The sequence below is a fragment of the Sphingomonas sandaracina genome, assembly GCF_036663695.1.
GTDB lineage: Bacteria > Pseudomonadota > Alphaproteobacteria > Sphingomonadales > Sphingomonadaceae > Sphingomonas.
The window spans coordinates 664241-689749 of the sequence record NZ_JAXOJK010000002.1; the positions used below are offsets into that span (position 1 = coordinate 664241).

The following is a 25509-nucleotide window of genomic DNA, read 5'->3' on the forward strand; positions in this document are numbered from 1 at the left end:
TCCCGTATCGTTCTCGTACATCGTCAGGATGGCGAAACCCCAGAAGCGTTACGTGTGTCAGGCCTGCGGATCGGTGTCGCACCGCTGGGCGGGGCAATGCGCTGATTGCAACGAGTGGAACACGATGGTCGAGGAGGCGAATACCGCCGCCACCCCGTTCCATTCGAAGCACAACCTTCAGACCGGCGGTCGCGCGATCCAGCTCGTCGGGTTGGATGCGGAGATCAAGCTGCCCGATCGGATGGCGACCGGCATCGCCGAACTCGACCGCGCACTGGGCGGCGGCTTCGTCGAGGGATCGGCGACGCTGATCGGCGGCGATCCGGGGATCGGCAAGTCGACATTGCTGTTGCAGGCGGCGGCGAAAATGGCGCTGGCGGGCCAGTCGGTGGCCTACGTCTCGGGCGAGGAAGCGGCGGATCAGGTGCGGTTGCGCGCGCGGCGGCTCGGGCTGGGCAACGCGCCGGTGCAGCTGGCGGCGGCGACCTCGACGCGCGACATCCTGACGACGTTGCAGACGCGCCCGCCGGCGATGCTGGTGATCGATTCGATCCAGACGATGCACTCCGACCTGATCGAGGGCGCGCCGGGCACCGTCAGCCAAGTGCGCGCATCGGCGCAGGAACTGATCCGCTTCGCCAAGGAGCGTGGGACCGCGGTGGTGCTGGTCGGGCATGTGACGAAGGACGGGTCGATCGCCGGCCCCCGCGTGCTGGAGCACATGGTCGACACGGTGCTGTCGTTCGAGGGGGAGCGTAGTCACCAATATCGCATCCTGCGCGCGATCAAGAACCGCTTTGGCGGGACCGACGAGATCGGCGTCTTCGCGATGCAGACCGAGGGTCTGACGGAGGTCGGCAACCCGTCGTCGCTGTTCCTGACGCACCGTGACGACGCGATGACCGGGGCGACGGTGTTTCCGGCGCTGGAGGGCACGCGGCCGGTGCTGGTCGAGATCCAGGCGCTGACCGTGCGGCTCGCATCCGGCGCGACGCCGCGGCGCGCGGTGGTCGGCTGGGATTCCGGGAGGCTCGCGATGATCCTGGCGGTGCTCGAGGCGCGCTGCGGACTGAGTTTTTCGAATGCCGAGGTCTATCTCAACATCGCCGGTGGCTACCGCGTGCAGGATCCTGCGGCGGATCTGGCGGTGGCGGCGGCGCTGATCTCGGCGATGGCGGAGCGGCCGGTGCCGGTCGATGCGGTGGCGTTCGGCGAGGTCGCCTTGTCGGGCGAGATCCGCCCGGTCGCGCACGGACCGCTGCGGCTGAAGGAAGCGAGCAAGCTGGGTTTCGAACGCGCGCTGGTGCCGGCGTCGATGACCGGCGAGAAGAGCGGCATGACCCTGTCGGGGTTCAAGACGCTCGCCGCGTTCGTCGACCACATGCTCGGGCGTGGGTGACAGTCGGTTCTGTCGATTGCGCAAGTTGGATTACACCGCGCGGGAGTGAATTTCCGGTGTGGAGATTGCCGCGGGCTCGCACGCTGTAGCGGTCTTTTCGGCTCCCCCGCGAACGGGGGAAATGGCTCCCTGAGTAGGAGCATAACTAGACGTTCGCCATTATTCACGACCATACCCTATCCCCTCGTGCGGGGCCGTGAATAGCTTGTATATGTTCCGCCCTTGTTCGTGGACATTCCCCGTTGTTCGGCCTATCTGGTGGGAACAATGGAGGGAACGCCATGGGCAAGCTAAACGTGCTGTCGGTCAAGAACGCAAAGCCGGGGCGGCATGGCGACGGCGGGGGCTTATACCTGCTGGTCAAGCCGACTGGTGCGCGGTCGTGGCTTTTACGGGTGCGCGTCCGTGTCGGAGACCATAGCCGCCGCCGCGACGTGGGCCTCGGCTCTGTTGCGAAGCTGACGCTAGCCGAAGCTCGCGAGGAAGCCGCCAAGCTGCTCAAGCACGCCTTGAACGGACGCGACCCGATCGCAGAGCGCGACCGCCGCGCCTTCGTTGCTAAGACCTTCCGTGAGGCCGCTCTGGCAACGCACGCGGCGAAGGCGGAAGGCTGGGCCATAAAGACCGCTGACGCTTTCCTGACGTCGATGGAGGAACACGCCTATCCGGTCCTAGGGGATTTGCTGGTGGAGCATATCGACGCGAGCGACATTGCCCGCGCGCTCAAGCCGATATGGACCGATAAGTCCGCGATGGCCGTCAAGGTGCGACACCGGATCGGCACCGTCCTTTCGTTCTCCAAGGCCTCCAAGTGGCGGACGACTGAGGCTCCGATGCGTGAGCTAGGCCACCTGCTGAGCCGTCAAGAGGCGGGCGGTGCTATGGCCTCGATGCCTTACGCCGACGTTCCCGTCTTCATGGCTGGCTTGGAAGCCCTGGCCCCCTCGGCGGGTCGGCAAGCCCTGTTGTTCGCAATCGTCACGGCGGCGCGTAGCGGCGAGGTCCGGAAGGCGCAGTGGGATCAAATCGACTTTGACAAACGCCTCTGGAACCGTCCAGCCGACATAATGAAGGGCAAGGTCGCGCATAGCGTCACGCTTAGCGAATATGCGATCGGCCTGTTGCATCGCGCCCGCGGTGACCGCGCAGAGCCTACCGGGTTTATCTTCTCGGCTCGGTCTGCAACCACGCCGCTTAGCGATATGACGCTCTCGAAGATCATGCGGGATGCGGGCTTGCCCTACGTACCGCACGGGTTCCGCTCGTCGTTCCGTGACTGGGCGGCGGAGCTTATGCCAACGATCCCTGAGGCGGTGGCCGAAGCGGCGCTGGCCCATACTATCCCTGACAAGGTGGTGCGGGCCTACAAGCGGACGCAGCTTATCGAGCTACGTCGGCAACTGCTGGAAGCGTGGGGCGTGTTCCTGGCGGGTCGATCCAACGTGGTTCCTCTCTCGAGCGCGGCACGATGACGCCGACGATCGGGGACAACCTCGTTGAAGTCGTGCGTATGCGGGAAGCCTTTGTTTCTCCCGACAACACCGGCGACCGGGAAGAACAAGCGCGCGAGATTCTGTCGATACTACTCGCCGTGGCCGGGAAGCTGGCGGGGCCTGAGGTATTGGCGGCGGCGTATGGGGCGATCGAACCCGGCGATAGGGTCAGCACACTCAGGGCCATTGTGGGGAGGGCTCGTGCAGTCGCGCCGCTGTTCGCCAGACTGCCGGAGGACGGGGCTAGCTTCTATGCGATCGCGGCCGAAGCGCTCGCAATAACCGGGGGCGATGATCCGTTGCTATTCGCGCGGTTGCCAGACCTGCGGAAGAACCCGCTGCGGCTGGCCCGTGCGAAGCTAAGCGCGCTGTTGTGGGATGCGTACCTCAAGGCGATGGGTATAGCCCCCCCTGAGCGTCACGGGGCCATCGCATCTTCATATGGGCAGGAGTGGGACACGGTTGAGCGCTGGTCAAAGCAGGTCCGCCAGAAGCTAGGCGTTAAGTTTGTGAAGTATCACACGAATGTCGCGACGATCGAAGGCGCAAACGGGCAGCGCTTTAGCTGGAGCGATCGCACCCCGTATGGCTCCGAGCCGCCGACATTGCCCTGGCAAGAGCATCTAAAGGACGCCGGGCGGGATTACAAAGCGGCGATGAACGCGAACGCGGGCCGGTAACACGGTGCAAGGTATATTTTCGGGACGTTTCATTCGGACAAAATAGCCCGATTACTTCCGTGGAATCGCGAGCCTGAGTGCCATTAGTTCGCTGTCGTCCGCCGGTATTCCCCGGCGTGTAGGAGCGGCACAATGGATCCGATTACCGTAACCATCGAGAACGCCAAGACGGCGCTCGGCATCGGCCACACCACGATCTATCGCCTGATAGGCGAGGGCAGGTTGCAAACCGTCAAGCTCGGTCGCCGCACGCTGGTTAAGACCGACAGCATCCGCCAGCTTGTCGCAACGCTGGAGGCCGCGTGACCCGCAATGGCAACAGCAACGGCACGGGCACCGAAGCCCGGTAACGCAAAAGGCCGCACTGTTCGCGCAGCGCGGCCTCTCACAAATCTCGTCAGCAACGACAGCGCAGCCAATACCATCGACGCACTATGGGCGCAACGCCTCCGCTTGCTCGGGATCCTCGGACAGCGTGCGCAGCTTATCGCCGCGATCGCGTGGGAGGTGTCGCATGGTTGAGCATCAGCGCTCCGCAATGGCACTGCTTACCGCAGGAAAGCCGCTCAAGCCCCGTGAAGGCCAGTTCCTCGGCGGCATCGCCTTTGACGCAAACCCGTTGAGCGAGAAGCAACGCAACTGGCTGGTGATCCTGCTCGCTAAGCACGGCCTACCCCCATTGGCCGAGGTGGAAGCAGCATGAGCCGTTGCCACCAATCCACAAGCGCCGCCGCCTATGCCTCCATAGAGGCCGCAGCGGCCCGCCTAGAGCGCGTCGTCCTCAAGGTGCTAGATCAGTACCCGGACGGCCTCACGGTGGACGAGGCGTGCGCACGGGCGGACTATCGCCGGTATTCGCTCCAGCCCCGCTTCACGGCGCTAAAGGACCGCGGCGCAATCCGTGACACTGGCCTCCGCCGCAAGAACGAGTCCGGCCGCAACGCGATCGTCTGGCGCGCTTGCCACCACGATCGCAGGGAGGCGCAAGCATGAGCGCCCCCGAGATGCGCAGCGAGCGCATGCCGCTTGGCGATGGCTTCACGGTGTCGTTCGTATTCCAGAACCGGAAGCTGGAAGCCGACTGGCAACCCCGCATCCCATATGGTCGGAAGGGTCGCAAATACCTTCCGGGCTACCGTCTAGCACGCGACGAGTTTCTGCGTCGCGTCGCCAAGCGCACGGGGCTTAGCGTCCTGGTGGTGGACCTATGAGCGGCCTCGTTATCTCCATGGCCGACCGCCAGCCGCTGGAAGTCCAGAAGCGTGCCGTTGTCGCGGTGAACCTCCAGCGCGAGCGCGAGCGGGATCATGTGCGCAGTATCAGGGCAACGGGCAACCCGGTCGAGGTCGAGTATCGCGACACGCCTGTCAGCCTCGACGCGTGGTATCGCGCGCAGCCGGTCAAGCCCGGTCGCGTTAGCCCGCGCCTCGTCCTGAGTGCTGATGATAAGCGCTTGTATGGCCTCCCCGCCTCGGCGCGGCTGATTGACCTCCGGGGCATGGGTGACGAACTAGACCACTGGTGCGTCTGCGTCTTCCCGGTGCTGCACGGCTATGTCGTCGGCGTGAAGGCTCCCGCAGGGGGCGGCGGTGTCGGCGTGTTCTGGCGCAAGTCGCACAAGGCTTCCGACTATGCGGTGCGGCTGTCGAAGCTGCACGGGATGCCTCGGCGGGAGCGGTACGCATGAGCGCCCGCGTCGAAACCGTATCGCTCTCCGGTCGCGGTTGGCCTGTGGTGTGCGAGTGTGTCGCCGTGATCCGCTTACGCGATCGTCCAGGCTTCGCTGTCGGGGTGCAGGACCGCTTGCGCGGCGGCGGTGTCGGCCGCGTCTGGCGCGGTCTGAGCAGCGCTCGCGCTCGTGCGGGTTGCCTCGCCCGCATCCATTCACTCCCGATCGTGGAGGCGCTGTAATGGCCCTGCTAGACCTACCGGCGATCCGGCTAGATCATCCCGTTGGAACGGTCGCGGCGGCGGTGATGCACCTCCGCCCCAAGCAAGGCGAGCTCGTCGGCTGCTGTCCGTTTCATCCCGACAACTCGCCGTCGTTCTACGTCTTCGCGGACGGCGTGCGGTGGCATTGCTTCGGCTGCAACGCGACTGGCGATGTCCTCGACTTCGTGCAGCGCTACTACTCGTTGACGCTGCGCGAGGCGGCGGACCGTCTGTGTGGTGGCGATCTGCCGGTGGTCGAGGCTCCCAAGGTCAGGGCTAAAGCGGAACGGGACAACGCCTATTCGCTGAGCCTGTGGCGGTCGGCGGTCCCGATCGAAGGGACGCCAGCCGCCGCCTATTTGCGCCGCCGCGGTATTACGGTCGACCTTCCCGGGTCGCTTCGGTTCGCGCGCCTCAAGCCGCCAGCCGAAAGCGGCGTGGCGATAGCGAACGGGCGTGGCCTGTTACCCGCAATGGTCGCTCTGGTGACGGGTCCCGACGGCGAGCCTGCGGGGATCCAGCGCACTTTCCTGACGGACGACGGGCGCAAGGCCGCATCGGCTGACGGCAAGGTCAAGTTTTCGCTCGGGCTCGTTCGCGGCGGCGCGATCCGTCTTGGGCCTGTCCTGTTGGATGGCTTGGCGCTGACGGAAGGCGCGGAGGATGCACTTTCACTAATCCAGATGGGCGCGGCGTCTGCCTGGGCGGCGGCTGGCGCTGGGATGCTCGCGGGGCTGCAACTGCCCTCTGACGTGCGCGGCGTCGTCATAGGCGGCGACAATGACGAGGCGGGCCGGTTCGCTGCTGAGAACGCAGCGGCGGCAATGACGCGCCGGGGTGTCGTGGTCCGGGTGATCTATCCCGACGACGGCGTGAAGGACTGGAACGAAAGCCTTATGGGGGTAGCAGCATGAACGCGCGTTCGTTTGCCGCGCGGGTTGATACCGCGGAAGTGTTCGAGGATGCCTCGGACTATATGGGCCGCGGGTCGCAGTCGGCTCCGGTCTGGTCAAAGCCCGATATGACGGTGCTGGCCGGTGGCCGTACCGCCCCGCCCGATATGCCGACCGATATGTTCGGCGACCTCTGGCCCCTAGTGCGCGATCTGGCGGCGGGCGCCGGTGCCCCGGCTGACTACGTGGCCGTCAGCATCCTTGCGGTCGCCGCCTCGCTGGTCGGTGCCAAGCGCTCGGTTCAACCGTTCGCGACCGCTCCCCAGTGGCGCGAGCCGTGCGTCCTGTGGATTGCCCCGGTCGGTGATCCGTCCTCTAACAAGTCCCCCGCGATCGACGCCGCTACAGGGCCGCTCAAGGGGATGGAGAAGGAACTAGCGGAGCAGTTCAAGGCCGGTTTGATCGGCTGGCAAACAACCGCCGAACGATCGAAGGCGGAGAAGGCCGCTTGGCTTGCCGACGTCAAGACGGCGACCAAGGAAGGTGTGGCTACTCCATCGATGCCCGATGCCGCGGTCGAGCCCGACGAGCCGCAGCGCCCGCGTCTCACGGTGCAGGACGGCACGCCGGAAGCGGTGATGGAGATTCTATCCGGCAACCCCAACGGCATCCTTCATTTGCGCGACGAGCTGGCGGGCTGGCTTATGAGCTTCGAGCGCTATTCGCCTGGGGGCCGTGAGTTTTGGCTAGAGGCGTTCGGCGGGCGGCATTTCACCGTCGACCGCAAGAGCCTCAAGGCCCCGCTGTTTATCGAGTTCAACGGGGTGACGGTGTTGGGCGGCATTCAGCCCGAGAAGCTATCGCAGTGCCTGTTGAAGTCCGCGGACGATGGCCTAGTGGCGCGCTTCCTTTGGGCGTGGCCCGATCCGATCCGCTACCAACGCCCAAGCGGCATTGCCGACGTTGCGTTGCTTGAGCGGGTCTATCGGCGGCTGCTCGGGCTCCAGCCCGCTCGCGACGATGAAGGACGAGCGGTGGCGATCGTTCTCATGTTGGACGATGCGGCGGGCGCGATCTTCGAGGAATGGATACGGGATAACGACACGGTGATCCGCGAGGCGGCGGGGCTCTATAAGGGGTTCCTCGGCAAGCTGCGGGGCATGGTGCTGCGGCTGTCTCTGGTAGTCGAGCTTATCGGCTGGGCGGCGGGCAATGGGAGCGAGCCTAGCGCCATCCGTGCCGAGACGCTTACGTCGGTGCTGAGCTTCATTGACGACTATGCGAAGCCGTCCGCGGTCCGTGTGTTCGGTGATGCCGCCTTGCCCCTCAGCGAGCGCAACGCGGCGGCACTGGCTCGCCATATACTGACGACGAAAGCGCAACGCATCAATCTGCGTGACGTGCGACGGGAAAGCGGGATCGCAACCCTGAAGATTGCGGCCGACGTCCAGGAAGCGACTGAGGCACTGGTCGAGGCGGGATGGCTTCGCGGTGTCGGGGAGCGTGCTGGCGACACGGCGGGCAAGCCGCGCAAAGACTACCTCGTCAATCCGTTGGTGCACGAGGTGGCTAATGGGGTGGCGTGACGTTGCCGCGTCGGTGATGGCGGAAGGCGCTAAACCCGCCGCCGCCGCCGCGCCGCCTGTCGAGAACTTCGGGCTTCCCGATGACCTGGCTAACGCCCTGCGGCGGCTGGAGCGATTGCAGCCGCCGCGCAAGCTCGAGCGCGCCGGGAACTGGCGGGGCGTGGTGTCGGACGCCATGACACTCGCTCGCGATCGGTGGGCGGCAAAAGCGATGGCGCTCGGGTGGACGGCTGGCGACCTATTCGGGATCGGTCCGCGCGACGACTGGGATTTTCAGGGGCTGGCGGTCTGGCTCGACGGGCGGCGAATAGTCATGCTCGATGACAAGCGCGCGATAGCTGCTGACGCCTCGGGCGGGTCGCGCTCGTCGTTCGAGCGGGGCGGTATGCGACACGGCACGCACCCGACGATTGAGCCGGTGATGCTATGGGATTTTGGCCGGTAGTCGGATCAACCGGGCGGGGGGTTGCTCGCGCCGCCGCAGACGAACTTTTGCGTTGCCTCGCCAACGCTCTCGGGAGGTGACGCGCGGTATTGTGATTCACCGGATGCCCAACTGTATGACTTTAAGACGTCTCCGTTCGCATCATATTCGATCGCCTCGCGCAACCGCGTCCCGCCAGCAGCGCAATCGTGCTCTCGCCGGTCCTTCTCGACGGCATACGCTCGGTTCGGATTACGCGGAGCCGCCGTATAATCCCACTTCTCCCAAGCAAGCACATGCGAACCCGATCGGCTTATTGAGTCACGATCGACGTAAATGGCCGTTCCATCGGGGAGGGTTGCCGTTTTGGTCCAGTCCGTGGCGGCGGCTGGCGCTGAAACCGCGGCTAAGCAAGACGCGGCAACGATCCTCGCAAGTACGTTCATCTGCATGGTCCCCCTATCGGCGGCTGAGAGTCGAGCCGATACCCCGCGCCGACCGAACCGGGGGGCTATTGGCACTATTGGCACTATTGGCACGGGGTCTTTCTGTCGATCCGCGAGCTATTGGCACTAATGGCAAGCCTCCGCTACGTAACCAAAAAAGGTTCTATCTATCTATATATTTATAGAGCGAAGGCGACGGCTTGGGGGCGAGATAGGCTCCATGCCAATAGCGCCAATAGTGCCAATAGGTTTTGCCTCTGCCTGTTTTAACAGGCGAATAACAGGCAATCCGGCGAACGATAACACCTGACAACCGCCCGCACGGGCAACGTAGGAGTAACGGGAATGGGGTTCGATCCTGACTTCGGAAAGCAAGGCTTCGCTCGCGATCTGTTCCGGCTGCGGTTTCGGCGGCTGCGGGTCGATCAACCGACGTTCGCCGCTCGGTTCGGCCTGTCTTTCGGCATGGTGAAGGACAAGGAGCAATCTCGTGGCAATCCGTCCAGGGCGTTCAAGGTGCTGGTGGCGGCGATCGAGCTAGACCCGGCGTTGATGGAGCGGGCGGCGCGGATCGCGGAAGAACGGTGGCCGGATGCGGCGGGGCCTCCGCAATAATGCGAGGCAGTCAAGCGCGGTAGCGGGAGCAGTACGCGCGCTCGGGCGGTATCTCTATGGCGCGGACAGTCCGCTATAGTGTCACCCCCTAAAGAGCGGCGGCATGACACGCGGCGCAGCTTTCTCGGGTCATCGCGTGCGCGCGCGTGAGCAATACAGCGGACCGCCCGCCATATTTTCACCCATACGCGCGGGCGTAGCGGAGGCCCCGCAATAATCGGAGGCCATAAACGCGCGAGGCTCAGACGACTGGAGCCCCGCTGTTATGCGACCCCTAAAATACGGATGGGATACGGTTGGCTGCTCCGCTTTTAGCGGTGCTTAGCGGCGCCGTTTTATAACGGTCGGAAACGGTCGCTTGCACGGGGATCTGGGTCACGGGGAGCCGTTCGCAGGGCGTGATGCCCGGCCTTGGAATCGTCGTTAAACAATTCCTTCTGTCAGTGAGTCTATTTGGTCAGGGTTACGTACCTGATGATCCGTAGCGCGGTTCACTCCCTTGCTGATCCGCTGCGAGGCTCGACGCTCGAGCTACCGAGGCGGCCAGCCTATCCGTTTTTCTCAGCAGTTTTCCGGATAGGTTGGCCGTTCGCAAGACCGGTAAGCCCTGGGCAGTTTTCGTGGAGATTGACGTTGCATTCCGGGTAGAGCGTGCGGCTATTGCTGCGTCTCGTCCGACGCGACCGCCCCCATCGTCATTGCCAGCAGCGACGCGCCGCGGTGTTCATGATCCAACTTCAAGAGCCGGACCCAGTGAGCGATGTGCTTCCCGGCCGCCTCGACGCCTTTGCGCTGTAGCTGCGAAGTCGTCAGGTTTGTGTCGTTCTGGATTACCGACGCGATCGAGAGTGCAAAGAAGTCGATGATGTCGTCGGCAATCAGTTCCTCGTCGGGGGAGTTCGCCGCCAGATACTGCAGCACGATGGGCATGATCTCCTGAAACAGGTCGATCTTGGCCTGATCGTCTACCTTCATGATGTCCGCGGGCATGCTGGCTTCCTCCGTTCGTGACATGTATTGCCCGGCGCCGGGAAGCGAAAGGCGCAGCCGATTGGTCCCGCCGGTATCGGAGCTGTGATGAACCGCCCGCGAGAATGGTTTCAGCCCAAAGTCGTAGGCATTGGATGGACACCGCGAACCTGGGAGGGATGGGCAATCATCGTTTCCGTGATTGCAATCGGCGCCGTTGTCGGGCAGATAAACACCTGAACCAGCGGCGTGCGGCGGCGGCATATTGCGCGGAACAGCGAACCGGGCTTAGGCTTCCGCGATGGAAAACACCGCACCGTCGCTCGACCTGTTCACCCGCCTCGAGATCGCCCTGGAGGAACGCAACGAAGCTGCAGACGCCTTCGACATGTTTAAGCAGGATGCCGTGATGGCCCACGCGCCGGCACCCGGCGACGAGCCCGCCATCACCAGCGACGACGCTGCGGATGCAGCGGCCGGGGAAGTCGACGAGTTTAGCGCCGAAGTCAGGGGCCTGTTGAACGATGCATCGGACGCGGACTTAGCCAGCGCGTACGAGCAGTCGGGAGGCGAGGTTGGCCACCCGGTAGCCGAAGCGCTGCTCGGTGAGATCAAGCGTCGCGGTCTCGGGATCTGATCGATGTGTAATCGCGCCCGGTTCGACGGTGAGCCGGAGACCATTACCGAACGGTTCGGTGCTGAATGGCTGGCCGACAAACCGATGGATAATCGTTTCGATCCGAAGGAACTGCGCCCGTTCGGTCGAGCGTATGTCGTGCGGAATGAAAACGACCGCCGCGGGCTTGACGTGATGGAATGGGACGTCCTGGCAGGGCAGGCGAAGCAGGCCGGCCGCAAGGTAGCACAGACCAACGTCCGCACGCTTCATCTCCCGCAATGGCGCTCGCTCGTTACCGACCCAGCGAACCGCTGCCTCATCCCGCTGACGGAGTTCTGCGAATGGGCCCGCGAGCCAACCGACCTCGGCGACGGCAAGAAGCCGATCAAGGGAGAGATGTGGTTCGGGGTGACCGACCAGCCCGTGTTTGCGATCGCCGGCTTCTGGCGGCAGGTCGGTGATCAGCGATATTTCGCGATGGTCACGTGCGACGCCAACGAACTGGTGGCGCCGATACATCCGAAGGCGATGATCACGATACTGCGTCCCGCTGATCACGAGCGCTGGCTGACCGGGAGCTATGACGACGTCCTGTCGCTGCAAAGGCCATATCCGGCCGACCGAATGACGGTACGCGGGCCAGTGTTTCCAACACGAAAACCAACCTGACCAAGACACGGTTTGGCGCTCTTTCAGAGAGTAAATTGCTAACCATAGAGGGTAGTAGCACGGCCATGAGTTATACCGTATGGTGTGCCATTACCTTGGACAGGAAAACTTCCAAATGGCCGGAAAATCTAGTCAGATCAGCACCTTAAGACGGACAAAAGCTCTTCCGGAGAAGCCGACATATTTGGCGACGCATCCGTGGCTTTCGTTTCGGGTCGATATGACACGGGCTGGACCTGATATTTGGTTGTCGCTGGGCGAGATCCAGAGCAAATGTGAGCACCTTGCTGGCGCGCCCCTGCAACCCGAGGTTGCGGAAAAGATGCACTCGCTGTTTCTCGCTAAAGGTATCATGGCGACAACGGCAATTGAAGGAAACACTCTTAGCGAAGAAGAAGTGGAGCGCAAGATTGCGGGAACTTTAGATCTGCCTGCTTCAAAGGCATATTTAGGGATTGAGGTGGACAACGTTCTTCAGGCCACCAATCGTATTTTAGAAGACGTCGTCGACATGCAAGATGCTCATCCCTTAACGGTCGATGAAATTATGAAATATAACGAGATCATCCTCAAAGACCTTTCTGTAGCAACAGACGTAGTTCCCGGAGCGGTCCGTGAGCATAAGGTGGAAGTAGGTAGGTATAGGGGTGCTCCGGCTGCGGAGTGCGAGCCACTTCTGCAAAAAATGTGTGACTGGCTTAATGGGCCAACATTTAAAGGCGAGAAGCAGCATCGTATTGTATATGGTGTCTTAAAAGCCATTATGGCGCATCTTTATCTGGCGTGGATTCATCCGTTCGGAGATGGAAACGGTCGAACAGCGCGCCTTTTGGAAGTCCGGCTGCTGTTAGAAGCGGGAGCTCCGTCGGCAGCTGCCCATCTCCTCAGCAACTTTTACAATCAGACGAGAACCGAGTATTATCGGCAACTCGACGCGGCCAGCCGAAGCGGCGGCGATGTTATGCCGTTCATAAAGTATGCAACGCAGGGCTTCTGTGAGCAGCTCCGCGAGCAAATCAGTATCGTTCGTGATTACCAGGTGGATATGACGTGGAGAGACTATGTCCATCAGCAATTCAAGGACCGGAAAGGTGCGGCTGACCATCGGCGACGGCATTTAGCTCTTGCCATATCTGACTCGTTAAAACCTGTTCAGGCAAATACCGTTAGACACCTAACCCCTCAATTAGCAGAGCTATATGCAGGTAAGACTGTAAAGACAATCGTTCGTGACTTAAACGACCTTCGGTCAATGGGCCTAATACGTCGTAGCGACCTTGGTTTTCGTGCATCCAAAAGTAAGGTTATTGCGTTTTTGCCAAAACTTGAGTCTCAGGACGAGTAACGATCCTTCGTGTTTGTGTTTCGGGAAGCGTGCAACGCACTTCGAGGTTCTACGGCTAAGCCCGCACGGTAGGCACTTCGGAAATGTTGGTCGTCCACGCCGGCGACCGCATCTCCGACCGCATTTTCCACTCCCGCTTGAACCCCTGCGACGCCGTCACCGCCGTCCATGTGCCGAACCTGCCGTTAATCGAGTCGAGCGCGCCCATCAGCAGGTCTCGCTTGGTTGTATTTTCCTCGAACAGCGTGCGCGGCCGCTCGTCCTCAGGAAGCAGATCGTCGAGCATGATGCCGGCTTTCGTGTAGGCGTAACCATCCCGCCATGCCTTCTCCGCCCCGCGCCTGGCGGCCGCAATCAACTCGAGGCTGTCGTTGGTCATCGGATGCAGCGTCACCATCCGCGACGCGCCGTACTGCGGCCGGTCGGGCTTGTGCTTGTTGGTGTGGAAGAACGTGGTCAGTCGCGCGGCGACAAGCCCGTGCGATCGCAGCTTCTCGCCAGCCCGCAGCGCGTATTGCGACAGCGCGCCCATCATCTGCTCGAAGTCGGAGATTGGCGTCCCGAACGAACGGGTAACGGCCATGCCCTTCCGCCGTGGTTCGACTGCCTCGACCGCGTTTGACGGCACACCGCGCAGCTCGGCGACAAGCCGCTCGAGCACGACGGTCCCGACGGCACGCGCCTGCTTCATCGGCATGTCGCGCAACGCCCCCGCTGTGTGGATCCCCAGATCGGTCAGCTTGCGGGCCGTCGCACCTCCGACGCCCCACACTTCACCAACCGCAAAGGCATGCATCACATCGCGCCGCACGTCGTCGTCACGAAGATCGGCCACACCGCCGAACTGCGGGTTCTTCTTGGCCGCAGCATTCGCTAGCTTCGCCAGTGTCTTTGTCTCCGCGATGCCGACGCAGGTGGGGATCGTCGTCCATAGCTGGACCTGGGCACGCATCGCGTTCGCGTGCGCCACAAGATCGCGCCCCTCGAAGCCCGCGAGATCGAGGAACGTCTCGTCGATCGAGTATATCTCGAAGTCACGGGCGAAGGACTCGCAGGCTGCAATCACTCGCCGCTGCATGTCGCCATAGAGCGCATAATTTGACGACCGTACCTGGATGCCGTGCTGTTTCACCTTGTCGCGCAGGTGGTGGATGGGGTCGCCCATCTTGATCCCGAGGGCCTTCGCTTCTGCTGATCGGGCGATCGCGCATCCGTCGTTGTTCGATAGGACAATGACCGGCACGCCGGCCAAACTGGCGTCAAAAGCGCGCTCGCATGAAACGTAGTAGTTGTTGCAGTCGATCAGGGCGATCGGCGTGCTCATGCCATCTTGCGCGCGACGCCGACGACCGTGCCCCATATCTCGACGTGCTCGTCGACCAGGATGTCCGCGAACCCTTCGGCCTCCGGGACGAGCCAGTGTCGGCCTTCGACGTAGCGCAACCGCTTCAGCGTCCGTTCGCCGTGCACGAGCGCCACGACTATCGCGCCAGTCCTTGGCGCCTTGGCGCGGTTCACGACGATCAGATCACCGTCATTGATCCCGGCGCCGGACATGGATCGGCCATCGACGCGCATGATGTAGCTCGCGGCCGGATGCTCAACGAGCCACGCGCCCAAGTCGATGGGTTCCTGCATGTCGTCCTGCGCAGGCGACGGAAACCCGGCCTGAGTGTGGACGAGGAAGAACGGCACTTCGCACGGCACCAGTTCGAACGGGACGTCGTGAAGCCGTAGCGCATCGTCACGACGGTTCAGCGGGACGACGACCGGGCGGCCTGGGTAGGTTAAGGGCATGACCTAGAGGATCGCGGCAAAGAGGAGCTGCTCGTGCCGAGCGGTCAACACGGACAGTGCATCCTGAGCAGCGCCGACCGCTTGCCGATACTCGACGGTCCCGAACCGTTCGGCCTCGTCGAAGCTGAGCGGGACGAGATCCGCAGGCGGATAGACGTTGTCGTATATCACGCGGGCAGCCGCTTTCAGCTGCAGATCATGCTGCATTTCGTTGCTCCATCAATGTCGAGTCGCCGCGAGCGGCATGCCCCTAGCTAGGCGCGAACCCGATTGATTCGCAAGAACATTGCAAGAACATCAATCTGATGCGATTGGCGGGCCATCGAATCGAAGGGCCCGAGAATGACTGATCACGGCGACGACCAGCAGGTGCCGAAGCCCGCATTCGGCCAGTGGCTTGTGACGCAGAAGGACCATAGCGATCTTGTCGGCCAGCTTGCGATCGGAGCGGTTGCCGATCGCCGCTTCCCCCGCAACGGCGATCCGGAAGCTGTGCGGAAGCACCTCCGCCCCATGCAGGCGGAAGGCGACATGTTCGCCGCCATCGACGATGCCGAGACCGATTGGTTGTCCGTATGATGCAGGACGCGTGGAAACAGGCTTTCGCGCTAATTGTCCAGAAATTGAGGGTTGGCGACGCGGTAACCCTGAATAAACGGTAGCTTGCCGGCCAGCGTCGTTAGTCGCTTATAGTCCAGCCTAGGTTGGGCTCGCGGCCACGCACCGGCTGGGCCGCTTTTAGCGCCCGCTCGAACCGCGTTTTAATCTGGGCTTCGGGGGAGGGGGAATGTTGAATAACGGGCTGCGCATACTTCACCGCCGGAGGAGCCGCCGCCTCAATTACCACTTGTGCGGGAACGGTCGGAACAGCGACCGGAACGAACCCAGGCCGAATTTGCGGAGGGCGCCCGCCGCGAATCCGTAGCTTGCCGTCAACGATCGTCGTCACCTGGCTTTGCACCATGCCGCCCGGGACCAACGATGTTACACCCCCAGTTCCGTAACCGGATGAGAACACATCGCGGCCGAACTCGTCTTGACCCGCCAAAATAGGCACTCCCGGCTGGGATCCGTCGGGTCCGCCCAGGATGCGCATAATTTCGAGCACGTCAGCAGTGTAACAGGTCGTCAGTTTCTTGGACCGGCAGCCGATCGGCGGCACCGCTTCATGGCTCGGGCGGGCGTAGACCGTTGCCATACCCTGTCCCGGCGTCTTCGATCCGTTGCCACCTAACAGGAATAGATAGCGATAGCCAAGCTCGTGAGCGCGCTCTGCGGCCCGGTATAGGGCCATATCGATCGCATCAGTCCGACCGTGTACCGCGGCATCGACGCGCCATGATCCGTCTTTCTCGGTTCGATCGCTGTAGCCGGTTTGGAAGCCGATGCCGTGCCAGCGCTTCATCGGGCCGTAGTATGGTGCATCGTCGCTACCCGCCCACGCAGGCTGGGCGATTGCCAACAGTACGAGGCAAGACAAGAAGCGCTTCATCGCAGATCCCTTCAGTGGATCTCCGTTCGGTAACTGACGATCGTTAAGGTACTGTTGTCTAGCGTGTGGCTCGTCTTACGAGCGCCGCACATGGACATGCCCTATTTTCTGTCCGGTCAGAGGGCGGGATTCGGCAACTAGTAAAGCCGGTGAGGTAACAAGCGCCCCGCATGTCCGTGTGACTGAAACAGGCGGGGCGCTGAGGTACTCTACACTGGAAGCGAAAGCCTCGAAACCACTGGTACCGCGGCGCAGTTAATTCATAGTGAAGTATCCCGCCCGCTCCGTGTGGCACCGCGGATTCCGCGGGCATGATACCGAGCATTTGCCGTCTTAAGTTGGCAAAGCTTTGCGTACGGTGTTGCCGATACCAGTGAGGACGACAAGGGGAACAGTTCACGTCAATCCCGGGCCGGGACGGCATGCATTTTGCTATCGGTTCAGGTGCAGTCTTTTCCCGTGAGATCGCGTCGTTTTGATTGATGATATACTCTAGAACGCGGTTCGGAAGCCTGAAGCTGAAGTCCGACGCGAACAAGTACTACCAGGGCGGCATCTGGTGTCAGTTTGACACCGTACGGCTGACGCCCTTGGCGACGAATTGCGAGATCCCATATCCGGCTCCGGTAACAAGGGGCGGGATTATGGCTTACACGATCATCTACGAGAAGGCCGGGCGCGAGATTGGCCGAGAGATAATCCACGTCAATTTGGCTGCAGCCCAAGCGTTCGCAAAAGACATGGTCGCTACCGGCGAGTACGACCGTGTCGACGTCCGCGACGAAGCAACCATGACCCAAACACCCGACCTGAGCGACGCGCTTGCGCGGCTCAAGGCGTTCCGGGCCACCCGGAATGTAGGCGACGTCATCGATGAGGGGAGTGGGCTGACCGCGAACGACATCGATGTGGTAACTAGTTTCGTGACCGCGTCTTTCTCGAGCGACTGATGTGTAACTGCGCGCGCAATCTGGGCGGGCCCGAAACACTGATCACGCGCTTTGGTGGCGGCTGGTCTGACAGGAAACTTCATGCGTTCCCGTGCTAGGCTTAGCCGAAAGTCGCCGCTCTGTTGATCTCGTCGAGTGCTGCCGCGATACGGCGCCACTCCTGAGCTGCGACATCGTCGTCCGGGACGTCGCTCAGCCGCGAGAGGATATAGTCCGCCGCCGTGGTGCCATGCTCGGCAAGGATCGCGACGGCCCTCACCCAAACTTCCCGGTCAGTCATCATATGTAGGGTAGCGCCGCTCGGCCTTGGTGAGCAGCGTATCGGCATTCGCGTTGCCGGGCCTCACCTTCACCTGCTTATCGTACGTGCCGTCCCATTTGATCATGTCCACGGCCCTTTCTTGGTAACTGGCACGGAGGGCCTACTGGAGCGCTCCCCGGCCTCATCCATGGGGAAGATCGAAATGGGCGAATATTTCCGTGTCTCGTGCAGCCGGCGCAGGATCATCGCTAGGTCGCGCTCGGTCAGGCCAGACGCCTGATCAATTACTTGTCCCTCGGGCAACGGCTCAACCCAAGCAGCCAGGCGATTGCATGCTTCGCCGAGTTCGGGGTCTATTGAGTCGTCAAAGTCAGCCATGCCCACAGCCTATGCGCGGCTGATCGATTCGGGCAAACAATCTGCCGATACAGCCATCCGCTTCCGCTTCACACGGCAGGTTCATAGATTGCGCAGCGAACGGAGGCGAGATGGCCGCAATCAAGGAAACAGCACTGCAAGGCAGCGGAACGCGATCGGCCTGCGAAGTCGTTCCAATTAGCATATGGCTCCGTATCAAGGAGCCATGCTGATGCCTTAAAGCACTAACTTCAAACGATAAGTCTTTTGATCTCGAAGACGGTTCCCACTGTAGTTCCCTCTTCCAGTGCGCGGTCCAAGCGGAACGCTAGTCTTTTTGACCTGGTCAGTAACCCGGGTGTGCTTGTGAATGCTGCATGCCATTGCCGGGAGCGATCATGCGCGAGAATAGGGCTCTTGGCGTAGTTGGTCGAGCCGCGCGGCTATGGCCTTCCACATGGTCACGGCGTCCCACTCGCCGGCGATCGCCGCAGCGCCAATCTTCTGGGCAATATGCCGTGGTCCGCTATCGCCATGGTCTCGCTCGACCTTCAGCGCGATAGCCCATAGCTCGTGTTCGGACGCCATGCCGTCTTATAACTAGCGAGTAATCAAGTCGCCATCGTGAGCTTTACCTCAAACGGAGGTAAAGGGTGGTCCCCCAGCGCTCGTGTCGGGGAGGTCGTCTACCCATCCTAGGGTGGTGAGCTAGCTGAGCTTCCAGCCGGTACCCTTGAAAGCATCCTTCAGCATTTTGTCAGCGTGCTTCTTCGTCTCTGCCATTCCTCGTGCCTTTAGATCAGCAATCGGCGGACCGTCCTGCCCGCAGCCAGAGCAGCGCGATAGCTGATCGTCTGCCGCCCCGTCGTCCCAAACAATGGCGCCGCCACAATCTGGGCAGTTGAACTTGATCGTAACGGTATCGGTCATGGGGGTTCCTAGTTTCGGCAGACATAATAGTGTGCCGCAAGCTCGAAGAAGACGCCATCTCTATGAAGGATCGCGAGGCCCATATCGTGCGCCTGTCGGTATATGCCGAAACCAGCCACAACCTAAGGCACGTCATGATGGTGACGCAGGCCCGTGAAACGAACAAAGCCGTTCGTTCTGGCCCACCCGTAGCTGCTATTCCCGCCGATGTGAGGATCAGCCGTTGCCAGCCCAGGCATCACGTAGGATACCGCCGCATCAGCGCTGAGCTACGGGCGTAACGGGATGAGGGGCGGTTTATCAGATGACAGGCAATACAGATGAGCCCTCACTCGATTTGGCGCTCAAGGACCAGCCCCCTGTAAGCAGCGCACAAGACGCGGCCACGGCCTTTCTCGTATGGGCAAAGCAGAACCGTCTGTTGGCGAAAGGTCCGATCGATGAGTCGGTAGAAGACGACACCGAATTGGACCTACAGCCCCAAAAGCTTTTTGAAGCGCAAACTGTTAAGTCTGTTCTTAAGAAGCGGGCGATCAGCCTCGTCTCCTACAGCGAGCCCGAGAAGAAAATAACGGTCTATACGCAAAGCCGTTTGACTAACGCTGAACGGAAGATGATGCCGTTCCAGTTCGCTGCGGGCATCCGGGTTGAGTACGTAGTGGGTGGTACCGCTCAGGTCCGTGGCAATCCGCCAACTCCAGATACATTCACTCCCTACTCGCTACATGAAGGCCGAATTTGCTGCGGTTCTTCGATCCATCCGGTAAACTGCATGGGCGCTGGAACGATCGGCGCGCTTGTCCGCGACCCCGCCGGGACGATATTCGGCCTCACGAATAATCACGTCTCCGGCGCTTGTAACCTTGCAGCGCCAGGGCTTCCTATTCTTTGCCCAGGTCCGCTGGACGCGACCGAAGAAAGTATTTCACCGTTTACCATCGGCCGCCATTCGCGCCTCCTACCAATCTCGGAAGGCATTCCGGAAAATATCGACGTAGCGAGCAACGTCGACGCTGCCATTTTCGAGATTGAGAGCGCCGATCAGGTATCTTCTATGCAGGGGGACCGCTACGATACGCCGGCAAGTGTAGTAGAGCCAACGGGCGGCTGGCGCGTCGAGAAGTTCGGTCGCACGACAGGCTTCACGTCAGGCCGAATCCGAGGGATCGTGCCTATGCCGATGGGGGTCGGATACAGCGTGAAGGAATATGGAGTATCCAAAACCGTGTTCTTCAACGACGTGATTGTTGTCGACGGCGACGGCGACGCGCCCTTTTCGAAAGCTGGAGATTCCGGCTCTTTGGTGGTAGGCTACGACGACGAGGGCAATCGTCATGCAGTCGGGCTGGTATTCGCCGGCAACGAAGCCAGGGGCCAGTCGTTCATCCTTCCCTTACCTTTGATACTGGACAAGCTAGGCGTGGAGTTGGTTACCGGGCACAACGTGTGATGATGGAATTGCCAGCAAAAACTGCTGCTCGACGTTTGGCGTCCGAGCTCAAGCTGCCTAGTTGGAAAGGCACCGTTATGGTTGCGCATAGAAAGCAAGGCGACATATTGATTGTAGCTGCGCAACAGGCGTGGCTCGCCCATCACCCTGTTCCGAGCCGATACTGCGGGTACTCCGTCGAGGCGGAGGGCCCCTTGATTGCCGAGGCGCAGGCCTAAACGCAGAGTGTGCGCCATAGCTATTTGTGCCAAACCGTAGCGCCATCTCAGTGCCATTCATTGGCCAACGTACGCGGTACGTTGTCGCTAGGCGTTTAGGCGAGGCCATCTTAGGTATGGTGTCGCGCTAACTGTCGAATCGGAACGTAAAAATGGCCGACGATCAAGATAAGAAACTCGCGAGTGATACCGCTCTGCCCAAGGCAGTTCCTGATGAAAACGGTGAATTCTCTGCTAACCCGAAGGGTGGCGGGCAAGAGTACCTTGAAAAGAGTATGTTCCCAAGAGGCGGCGGACACGACGAGGCTTCCGTGCAACCCAAGACGGTGACGCCAGAGACCGACACCATCATACCACCCGCGAACAGAGACTGAGGTGCCGAACGACAAGCCGTCAGGGCCCGGCCGAGTTTATATCCCGGATTCGGTTCAGCCCAAGGCTCCCCCGCCAAGGCCTTCAGCGCCACCCCCTCCGCCTCCGCATCGCGACTAGTCGTCCACATGCCGCATGACGATCCGTTTGATGGTGGCTGCGGGAACATAGGTGAGACGGGAGCCTAGGGCATCGTCCCTGACGGTCGTCTGTGGCCGCGACTTACCGCACGGTTCGATCTCTTCGGTGACGTAAAGAGCTAGGTCGCCGCCCTGCCCTAAGACACAGGGGCCGAAAGGGTCATCGTTGAACTTGCCGACGGGCGAGCAAATGAGCCAAGTCCCGTCCTGTAGGAGGACGGAAAGCTGAGTCAGCTTATGTTGGCTGTTAGCCGAGCTAATAGTCGCCCATGCAGTCGGGGTGTCGTCCGCCCACGATATGTTGAAATGACGCAGGCCACGGCGAAGCAAGCTGATCCCGACGTATCTCCATGCCAGACCACCAGCTACTGCTACTGAGAACGCTACGAGACTGTCCCAGACAATGTAGCCTGTCGGTTCGAGATAAAGGATCAGCGATGCCAACAGCCCGAAGCCTATGGCTCGGAAGGTAATGTCCGTCGCTTGATGGTGCTGTCGAATGCCGACGTACGCCAGCATATACGCAACGTAACCGCTGCCCAGTGCGACTTGAACCTGCCAAGAGAGCTTTAGTAACTCATTCATGCCTCAGCTCCGCTAACGCGCCGCAGCATGACACCACGACTGCTGCTTGTCACCGAGCCCAATCACGCGAGCTTTGTCGTGCAGGCAAAAGAAAGGGCCGCAAAAGCGACCCTGAAAGTTTTTAGGAGAGGATGCCTGAAAGGCTCGTTCGTTATGCCGACGCCCCTCGCCGTGGCGAATGCAAAATTCAGCTATCGCGGAATGCATTTTTTGCATTTTCTCCGCTAGTTGTAGGTCGACGAAGCGCGCTTCCTGCCGTTCGTTGCAGCGTCTCACCAAACCGTGGCTCCCATCTCCTCCAGCCAGTCTGAAGATCGCTCGTCCCGAAGCGTATCGATCATCATCAGGTCCTCGGTCCCGGGTATCGCCTTGTTGAGTGATATTGGGCCGAATGCGGACGCATAGTCAGCGATCACGCGGTTGCGGTAATGGTTGGCTACTGCCTCGATCTGCTCAATCTCAAGGCGTCCTTCGATCACCGCCATGTAGAGGTCGCTTGCGGCGTCATCGACCGTTGCCCAGTCTCCCCGGAGCGACCGACGGATTCGGGCATAGAGCAGGTCGCGGTCGGTGCGAATTGCTTGGAATGGAACAGGCGCGGCACGTAGGCTTCCTGGCAGCCGGCGTTTCCGAGCGTTGGGCCTTAACGAATAGGCCGCTCGCCAATCGCCTACCTGTTGCGAACGAAGATTCAGCGTCTCCGCTATCATTACGTCGCTGTGCCCCAGAGCGTATAGCTCGAAAGCCTCTCTCAGGCGTTCCGGCGGCAGCCGCGAATACAGTCGGCCGTTCGTGGCACGAGGGCGCATTTTCTGCGCTGTACTTCGTCGTCTAAGGCCCGGCTCTGCCCGCAGCACTTCGCTGCGCCAGCGCTGTACTGTGGAGGCTGCGAGCTTGAAGATTGCGCAGACGACCTTCGTAGTAACGTTCCGCCGGAGCAGCCGGTAGCACGTAGCACGGGTCTCGGGCGTGGCGACGGCAACCCGCGGATCTTTAATCCGCACCGCGCGATCCGAGTTTGAAGCCAACCCTGACCGGCGCCGCCATTTCCAAACTGCCCGTGGTGTCATTCCGAGTGCCGCAGCGATTGACTGGTCGCCTAAGCCCTGTTCGTACAGCTCACGACGCTTCGTATCCTCCCCCGGGTCTAGGGGCTTATTCCGGCCAACGCTGGGCGGGAGACCATGCCGTGTGCGCCACTGGGCCACCGAGCACCTGCTCACTCCGCTGCTTTTCGCAATCGCACCATCTGTCATGCCGCTCGCGAGCATCGCGAGACGAGCCTCGTGCATAATCGGGCGGGCGCCGGTCACTTTTGACTTACCCCGTTCCGGTCGGGCGCGCTTGCAAGATGCGATGGGCACTACTCATCGTGGTTCCCTCGAAAGTCGCGACTCACCTGAAGCCCTCCGAACTGAGAGCCGGCAGTCCGCGCCCCATCTGGCCAGCTTACAAGTGCAGTGGTCCGGACTCGCGATGAGCCGCCCGCCGTCTCCGGTAGGGCGCCCCGTTATTGGAATTCCGACATTGCTTTCATTTGCTTTCATCGGCGGCGGCGGGGCTACCGGTCTCAATCTCAGCTTCGATTGCATAAGCGCGCCATGAGTCCTCGGACGGCCAGCTTGCACAATCGTTCGACACGGAACCGTCGGGCATTAAGACAGCCGATGTTGGACTTGTGTAGCCAATCCCGGATGCAAGCACCGGCTGCACTTCACCTCGTCCGTCGATTGCCCATCCGACCACCGTATCACGGAAAACGGTGTCGTCATTCCCGCGGTACGTCAGCATGTGGGTGTCGGTGGCGGCGGATGCGAAGTGAGTGGTCTCGGACCTGATCATCTCGATTTGTCCGTAATGTACCCCGACCGTCAGGCCGTCTTCGAGGGTTGCCTGCCCCTCGTCGAACCAAGATTTTATCATGTCTTGCTTGCTGGCTCCGGCCGGCGGGCTGAGCTTTACGACTTTGGCAATCGGGTACAGGTTGCCATCTACCGCTTCAAAGAATCGCATGAACGCCTCCGTTGGACAGCGGCGACCAGAGCATCCGTCGGCGCCGTAGTCCAGTTTAGGCGACGCACGCTTCCTCTGCGTGTTTCCGCCAGGCGCACATCTCGACGACCAGCCCTAGCTTGCGATCAGACGCGAGGGCATAGCCGCCGCCGATCGACACAAAGGCGCTGAGCCATGCCGCGGGGGCGAAGGTGGGGACGGACCGCGTCGCCCCCTGGTTGAGTTGGGTTACCATGTTAGCGGGCTTCCTTCGGCGTGCGGCCTATCTGGAAGGCGATGTGGATGCCGAGCCATTGCAGTTCGAAAAACCGCACCTCGCCGTCGGTGGCGGTCTTGCCTGGGCGTAGTGACTCCATGCGCTCCACGCCGATCTTGCCCCAGTCATACCAAGGCTCGAGCGCGTCGATGACAGCGCGGGCCGCTGTACCGATAGCGGTACGGTTGGTTTCGATGGCCATGTCAGAGCGCAACCGGACCAAGGAGGCGGCGCTGGTCGGCCATATACCAGTCCATGACGTGCGCAGCCCAAGACGGGCTGGACCCGCTCGCCCCCATATCGTCTCCGAACAGGTATTCCGTTTTCCACAAGAGCGCGGCGTGGTCGGGTGCGGGTATTGCGAACAGCGCCCACGTCGTCTCATACTGAGCCTCGCCATAACGCTCGTATTCCTTGTACATCGCATCGGTGGCCGTGCCTTCGGTGTCGGCGCGATCATACCAAGCCTCGGCGGTGTCATAGGCGGCATTCGCCTCCGTCATGGCCTTAAATGCCTGGTCCCAAGCTGTGCGGTCGACAGCCGGAAGGAATGCTCCCTTGGCCTGCGACGTGATCGCGAGGCCACCGGCGACAGCGAAGAGGCCAGCGCCACCGATCAGGGCGCGGCGGGTGGTGTGCGTAGTCATGCTCAAGCCTCCTGATTGGTGTAGTTGCTGAAGCGACGCAGGTCGGTCGCCAGCGCGTTGTTCAGATCGATGCAAGCGATCATCCCGGTGTCGAGCGCGATCTGCATGTTGACGAGAAGCGCCGACAAGCTCGGTGCGGACGGCATGATCAGAGCGCGTATCGCGTCGCACTGAGCAACGGAGGTTTCATCAAGGCGAGCTTCTGCGTGGACATAGGCCTGCGTGGCTTCGACGTGGGGGTCATCCTCGCGGGCCGCTTCCGCAACGTTGAACGCCGCCAGCGCCACGACGTTATCCGCCGTCCTCTGCTCGTAGAGCTTCAGCGCTTCGGACCAATTGGGGGTGGCGGTAAGAGATGCACCGCCCAAACGCGCTAGGTTTTCGATGATGGCCCACGCATTCCGGGTTAGCGTATCTGCTTCAGCCAATCCCTCGGTGAACTCCGGCCCTGATGTATCCATAATGGCATGATCGGACCATGCTGTCGCAACGCGATGCATGAAGTCGATGCGCAGCTTGGCGACGATGCCGGCGACGGTGCTGGCCGGGGTCTCGGAGATTACCGCTTCGTGCGCGTTGAGCCGCGCGAAATAGGCGTCCTCTTGATCGCTCGTCATGTCGTAAACGAAATAATTGGCCGCGAGGTCTGCGCTGCGCGCGTCAAATGCGTCCAAGATTGCCTTGTCGGTGCCGGCGACGGTCGTTGACCGGATCCGTTGCACGTCTTCAAGAATGGTCGGCAACCAATCCATGCCGTCGCCCAGCTGCTGCTCCAGCATGAAAGTCAGCTTGGCACTTAGATCGCCTGCGGTTGCTGCGGGGTGGTGCGCGATCTCGTACTGAACGAGGCACCGCGCGTTGTCGTTGTCGTCGCACTGGTGCGTCTCGGCAACGATGCGCGCCGCGTCTTCAGCAACGAACAGGGCAGCAAGGACGGGGGAAACGGTGGTGGTGATAATGTTGGCCACGG

At 61.5% G+C, this 25509-nt stretch carries 36 protein-coding genes and 1 pseudogene; 19 read left to right on the forward strand and 18 right to left on the reverse strand.

What is annotated here, in order from left to right; genetic code table 11:
- The first annotated feature begins 28 nt into the window (after nucleotides 1-28).
- The 11 genes from radA to U1707_RS08460 all read left to right on the forward strand — a co-directional run bounded on the left by radA (nucleotide 29) and on the right by U1707_RS08460 (nucleotide 8428).
- A complete protein-coding gene (gene radA, locus U1707_RS08410) occupies nucleotides 29-1399 on the forward strand; it encodes a DNA repair protein RadA (protein ID WP_332799616.1) in 1371 nt (456 codons plus the stop codon).
- A 281-nt stretch (nucleotides 1400-1680) separates the two neighbouring features.
- The gene (locus tag U1707_RS08415; protein WP_332799617.1) at nucleotides 1681-2871 is read left to right on the forward strand and encodes a tyrosine-type recombinase/integrase; all 1191 of its coding nucleotides are present in this window, start codon (nucleotides 1681-1683) and stop codon (nucleotides 2869-2871) included.
- Complete coding sequence (locus tag U1707_RS08420) at nucleotides 2868-3572, forward strand: hypothetical protein (RefSeq protein WP_332799618.1); 705 nt, start codon at nucleotides 2868-2870, stop codon at nucleotides 3570-3572. Before U1707_RS08415 ends, U1707_RS08420 begins: the two co-directional genes overlap by 4 nt.
- A 132-nt stretch (nucleotides 3573-3704) precedes the next feature.
- Nucleotides 3705-3878, forward strand: a complete 174-nt coding sequence (locus U1707_RS08425; protein WP_332799619.1) for a helix-turn-helix domain-containing protein — start codon at nucleotides 3705-3707, stop codon at nucleotides 3876-3878.
- A gap of 208 nt (nucleotides 3879-4086) precedes the next feature.
- Nucleotides 4087-4275, forward strand: coding sequence for a hypothetical protein (locus U1707_RS08430; RefSeq protein ID WP_332799620.1), 189 nt, complete (start codon nucleotides 4087-4089; stop codon nucleotides 4273-4275).
- Complete coding sequence (locus tag U1707_RS08435) at nucleotides 4272-4565, forward strand: hypothetical protein (protein WP_332799621.1); 294 nt, start codon at nucleotides 4272-4274, stop codon at nucleotides 4563-4565. Before U1707_RS08430 ends, U1707_RS08435 begins: the two co-directional genes overlap by 4 nt.
- Nucleotides 4562-4783 carry a hypothetical protein gene (locus tag U1707_RS08440; RefSeq protein ID WP_332799622.1) on the forward strand — a complete coding sequence of 74 codons (222 nt, stop codon included), beginning with the start codon at nucleotides 4562-4564 and terminating at the stop codon, nucleotides 4781-4783. The genes U1707_RS08435 and U1707_RS08440 overlap by 4 nt, the downstream gene beginning before the upstream one ends.
- A complete protein-coding gene (locus tag U1707_RS08445) occupies nucleotides 4780-5259 on the forward strand; it encodes a hypothetical protein (RefSeq protein ID WP_332799623.1) in 480 nt (159 codons plus the stop codon). Before U1707_RS08440 ends, U1707_RS08445 begins: the two co-directional genes overlap by 4 nt.
- Before the next feature lie 223 nt (nucleotides 5260-5482).
- Entirely contained in the window at nucleotides 5483-6418 is a 936-nt protein-coding gene (locus U1707_RS08450; protein WP_332799624.1) for a DUF7146 domain-containing protein, read from the forward strand.
- On the forward strand, nucleotides 6415-7983 hold the full coding sequence (locus tag U1707_RS08455) for a DUF3987 domain-containing protein (protein ID WP_332799625.1): 1569 nt from the start codon (nucleotides 6415-6417) through the stop codon (nucleotides 7981-7983). Before U1707_RS08450 ends, U1707_RS08455 begins: the two co-directional genes overlap by 4 nt.
- Nucleotides 7970-8428, forward strand: coding sequence for a hypothetical protein (locus tag U1707_RS08460; RefSeq protein WP_332799626.1), 459 nt, complete (start codon nucleotides 7970-7972; stop codon nucleotides 8426-8428). Before U1707_RS08455 ends, U1707_RS08460 begins: the two co-directional genes overlap by 14 nt.
- Before the next feature lie 5 nt (nucleotides 8429-8433).
- Here the strand turns inward: U1707_RS08460 and U1707_RS19015 are convergent, their stop codons facing one another.
- The gene (locus tag U1707_RS19015) at nucleotides 8434-8859 is read right to left on the reverse strand and encodes a surface-adhesin E family protein (protein ID WP_443025670.1); all 426 of its coding nucleotides are present in this window, start codon (nucleotides 8857-8859) and stop codon (nucleotides 8434-8436) included.
- Nucleotides 8860-9198: 339 nt separating this feature from the next.
- Between U1707_RS19015 and U1707_RS08465 the strand changes: the two genes are divergently transcribed.
- Nucleotides 9199-9468, forward strand: a complete 270-nt coding sequence (locus U1707_RS08465) for a hypothetical protein (RefSeq protein ID WP_332799627.1) — start codon at nucleotides 9199-9201, stop codon at nucleotides 9466-9468.
- Nucleotides 9469-10125: 657 nt separating this feature from the next.
- Here the strand turns inward: U1707_RS08465 and U1707_RS08470 are convergent.
- Nucleotides 10126-10701 (reverse strand): hypothetical protein, encoded by a 576-nt coding sequence (locus U1707_RS08470; protein WP_332799628.1) that lies wholly within the window; start codon nucleotides 10699-10701, stop codon nucleotides 10126-10128.
- A 37-nt stretch (nucleotides 10702-10738) separates the two neighbouring features.
- Between U1707_RS08470 and U1707_RS08475 the strand changes: the two genes are divergently transcribed.
- The 3 genes from U1707_RS08475 to U1707_RS08485 all read left to right on the forward strand — a co-directional run bounded on the left by U1707_RS08475 (nucleotide 10739) and on the right by U1707_RS08485 (nucleotide 13070).
- Nucleotides 10739-11074, forward strand: a complete 336-nt coding sequence (locus U1707_RS08475; protein WP_332799629.1) for a hypothetical protein — start codon at nucleotides 10739-10741, stop codon at nucleotides 11072-11074.
- Nucleotides 11075-11077: 3 nt separating this feature from the next.
- The gene (locus U1707_RS08480) at nucleotides 11078-11725 is read left to right on the forward strand and encodes an SOS response-associated peptidase family protein (RefSeq protein ID WP_332799630.1); all 648 of its coding nucleotides are present in this window, start codon (nucleotides 11078-11080) and stop codon (nucleotides 11723-11725) included.
- Nucleotides 11726-11840: 115 nt separating this feature from the next.
- Nucleotides 11841-13070 carry a Fic family protein gene (locus U1707_RS08485; RefSeq protein ID WP_332799631.1) on the forward strand — a complete coding sequence of 410 codons (1230 nt, stop codon included), beginning with the start codon at nucleotides 11841-11843 and terminating at the stop codon, nucleotides 13068-13070.
- 55 nt (nucleotides 13071-13125) lie between these two features.
- Here U1707_RS08485 and U1707_RS08490 read toward each other — a convergent pair whose 3' ends face one another.
- Genes U1707_RS08490 through U1707_RS08500 form a run of 3 tightly spaced genes read right to left on the reverse strand, consistent with a single transcriptional unit; the run spans nucleotide 13126 to nucleotide 15074 of the window.
- The gene (locus U1707_RS08490; RefSeq protein WP_332799632.1) at nucleotides 13126-14394 is read right to left on the reverse strand and encodes a Y-family DNA polymerase; all 1269 of its coding nucleotides are present in this window, start codon (nucleotides 14392-14394) and stop codon (nucleotides 13126-13128) included.
- On the reverse strand, nucleotides 14391-14867 hold the full coding sequence (locus tag U1707_RS08495; RefSeq protein WP_332799633.1) for a LexA family protein: 477 nt from the start codon (nucleotides 14865-14867) through the stop codon (nucleotides 14391-14393). Before U1707_RS08495 ends, U1707_RS08490 begins: the two co-directional genes overlap by 4 nt.
- 3 nt (nucleotides 14868-14870) lie before the next feature.
- Nucleotides 14871-15074, reverse strand: coding sequence for a hypothetical protein (locus U1707_RS08500; protein ID WP_332799634.1), 204 nt, complete (start codon nucleotides 15072-15074; stop codon nucleotides 14871-14873).
- Between the two features lie 135 nt (nucleotides 15075-15209).
- On the opposite strand from U1707_RS08500, the gene U1707_RS08505 reads away from it, so the two are divergent.
- On the forward strand, nucleotides 15210-15446 hold the full coding sequence (locus U1707_RS08505) for a hypothetical protein (RefSeq protein WP_332799635.1): 237 nt from the start codon (nucleotides 15210-15212) through the stop codon (nucleotides 15444-15446).
- A gap of 100 nt (nucleotides 15447-15546) precedes the next feature.
- On the opposite strand, the gene U1707_RS08510 is transcribed toward U1707_RS08505, so the two are convergent.
- A complete protein-coding gene (locus U1707_RS08510; RefSeq protein ID WP_332799636.1) occupies nucleotides 15547-16359 on the reverse strand; it encodes a hypothetical protein in 813 nt (270 codons plus the stop codon).
- Nucleotides 16360-17003: 644 nt separating this feature from the next.
- On the opposite strand from U1707_RS08510, the gene U1707_RS08515 reads away from it, so the two are divergent.
- Nucleotides 17004-17309, forward strand: a complete 306-nt coding sequence (locus U1707_RS08515) for a hypothetical protein (protein ID WP_332799637.1) — start codon at nucleotides 17004-17006, stop codon at nucleotides 17307-17309.
- A gap of 100 nt (nucleotides 17310-17409) precedes the next feature.
- Here the strand turns inward: U1707_RS08515 and U1707_RS08520 are convergent, their stop codons facing one another.
- From U1707_RS08520 to U1707_RS08530, 4 genes are all read right to left on the reverse strand, one after another.
- A complete protein-coding gene (locus U1707_RS08520) occupies nucleotides 17410-17568 on the reverse strand; it encodes a hypothetical protein (protein ID WP_332799638.1) in 159 nt (52 codons plus the stop codon).
- A gap of 123 nt (nucleotides 17569-17691) precedes the next feature.
- Complete coding sequence (locus U1707_RS08525) at nucleotides 17692-17949, reverse strand: hypothetical protein (RefSeq protein WP_332799639.1); 258 nt, start codon at nucleotides 17947-17949, stop codon at nucleotides 17692-17694.
- 375 nt (nucleotides 17950-18324) lie between these two features.
- The gene (locus U1707_RS19020; protein WP_443025671.1) at nucleotides 18325-18516 is read right to left on the reverse strand and encodes a DUF6961 family protein; all 192 of its coding nucleotides are present in this window, start codon (nucleotides 18514-18516) and stop codon (nucleotides 18325-18327) included.
- A gap of 120 nt (nucleotides 18517-18636) precedes the next feature.
- On the reverse strand, nucleotides 18637-18858 hold the full coding sequence (locus U1707_RS08530) for a hypothetical protein (protein ID WP_332799640.1): 222 nt from the start codon (nucleotides 18856-18858) through the stop codon (nucleotides 18637-18639).
- A gap of 304 nt (nucleotides 18859-19162) precedes the next feature.
- Between U1707_RS08530 and U1707_RS08535 the strand changes: the two genes are divergently transcribed.
- Entirely contained in the window at nucleotides 19163-20308 is a 1146-nt protein-coding gene (locus U1707_RS08535; RefSeq protein ID WP_332799641.1) for a Nal1-like putative serine protease, read from the forward strand.
- Nucleotides 20309-20678: 370 nt separating this feature from the next.
- Nucleotides 20679-20900 carry a hypothetical protein gene (locus U1707_RS08540; RefSeq protein WP_332799642.1) on the forward strand — a complete coding sequence of 74 codons (222 nt, stop codon included), beginning with the start codon at nucleotides 20679-20681 and terminating at the stop codon, nucleotides 20898-20900.
- 114 nt (nucleotides 20901-21014) lie between these two features.
- Here the strand turns inward: U1707_RS08540 and U1707_RS08545 are convergent, their stop codons facing one another.
- The 8 genes and pseudogenes from U1707_RS08545 to U1707_RS08575 form a co-directional block, all read right to left on the reverse strand.
- A complete protein-coding gene (locus U1707_RS08545; RefSeq protein WP_332799643.1) occupies nucleotides 21015-21623 on the reverse strand; it encodes a hypothetical protein in 609 nt (202 codons plus the stop codon).
- A 272-nt stretch (nucleotides 21624-21895) separates the two neighbouring features.
- Nucleotides 21896-22108, reverse strand: a complete 213-nt coding sequence (locus U1707_RS08550; RefSeq protein ID WP_332799644.1) for a hypothetical protein — start codon at nucleotides 22106-22108, stop codon at nucleotides 21896-21898.
- A 555-nt stretch (nucleotides 22109-22663) separates the two neighbouring features.
- A pseudogene (locus U1707_RS19025) lies at nucleotides 22664-22915 on the reverse strand (hypothetical protein); the annotation flags it as partial.
- A gap of 241 nt (nucleotides 22916-23156) precedes the next feature.
- Nucleotides 23157-23636 carry a hypothetical protein gene (locus tag U1707_RS08555; RefSeq protein WP_332799645.1) on the reverse strand — a complete coding sequence of 160 codons (480 nt, stop codon included), beginning with the start codon at nucleotides 23634-23636 and terminating at the stop codon, nucleotides 23157-23159.
- A 55-nt stretch (nucleotides 23637-23691) separates the two neighbouring features.
- A complete protein-coding gene (locus U1707_RS08560) occupies nucleotides 23692-23871 on the reverse strand; it encodes a hypothetical protein (RefSeq protein ID WP_332799646.1) in 180 nt (59 codons plus the stop codon).
- A 1-nt stretch (nucleotide 23872) separates the two neighbouring features.
- Nucleotides 23873-24094, reverse strand: coding sequence for a hypothetical protein (locus U1707_RS08565; protein WP_332799647.1), 222 nt, complete (start codon nucleotides 24092-24094; stop codon nucleotides 23873-23875).
- Nucleotide 24095: 1 nt separating this feature from the next.
- Nucleotides 24096-24539 (reverse strand): hypothetical protein, encoded by a 444-nt coding sequence (locus tag U1707_RS08570; protein ID WP_332799648.1) that lies wholly within the window; start codon nucleotides 24537-24539, stop codon nucleotides 24096-24098.
- A gap of 2 nt (nucleotides 24540-24541) precedes the next feature.
- On the reverse strand, nucleotides 24542-25507 hold the full coding sequence (locus tag U1707_RS08575) for a hypothetical protein (protein WP_332799649.1): 966 nt from the start codon (nucleotides 25505-25507) through the stop codon (nucleotides 24542-24544).
- Nucleotides 25508-25509: the final 2 nt, after the last annotated feature.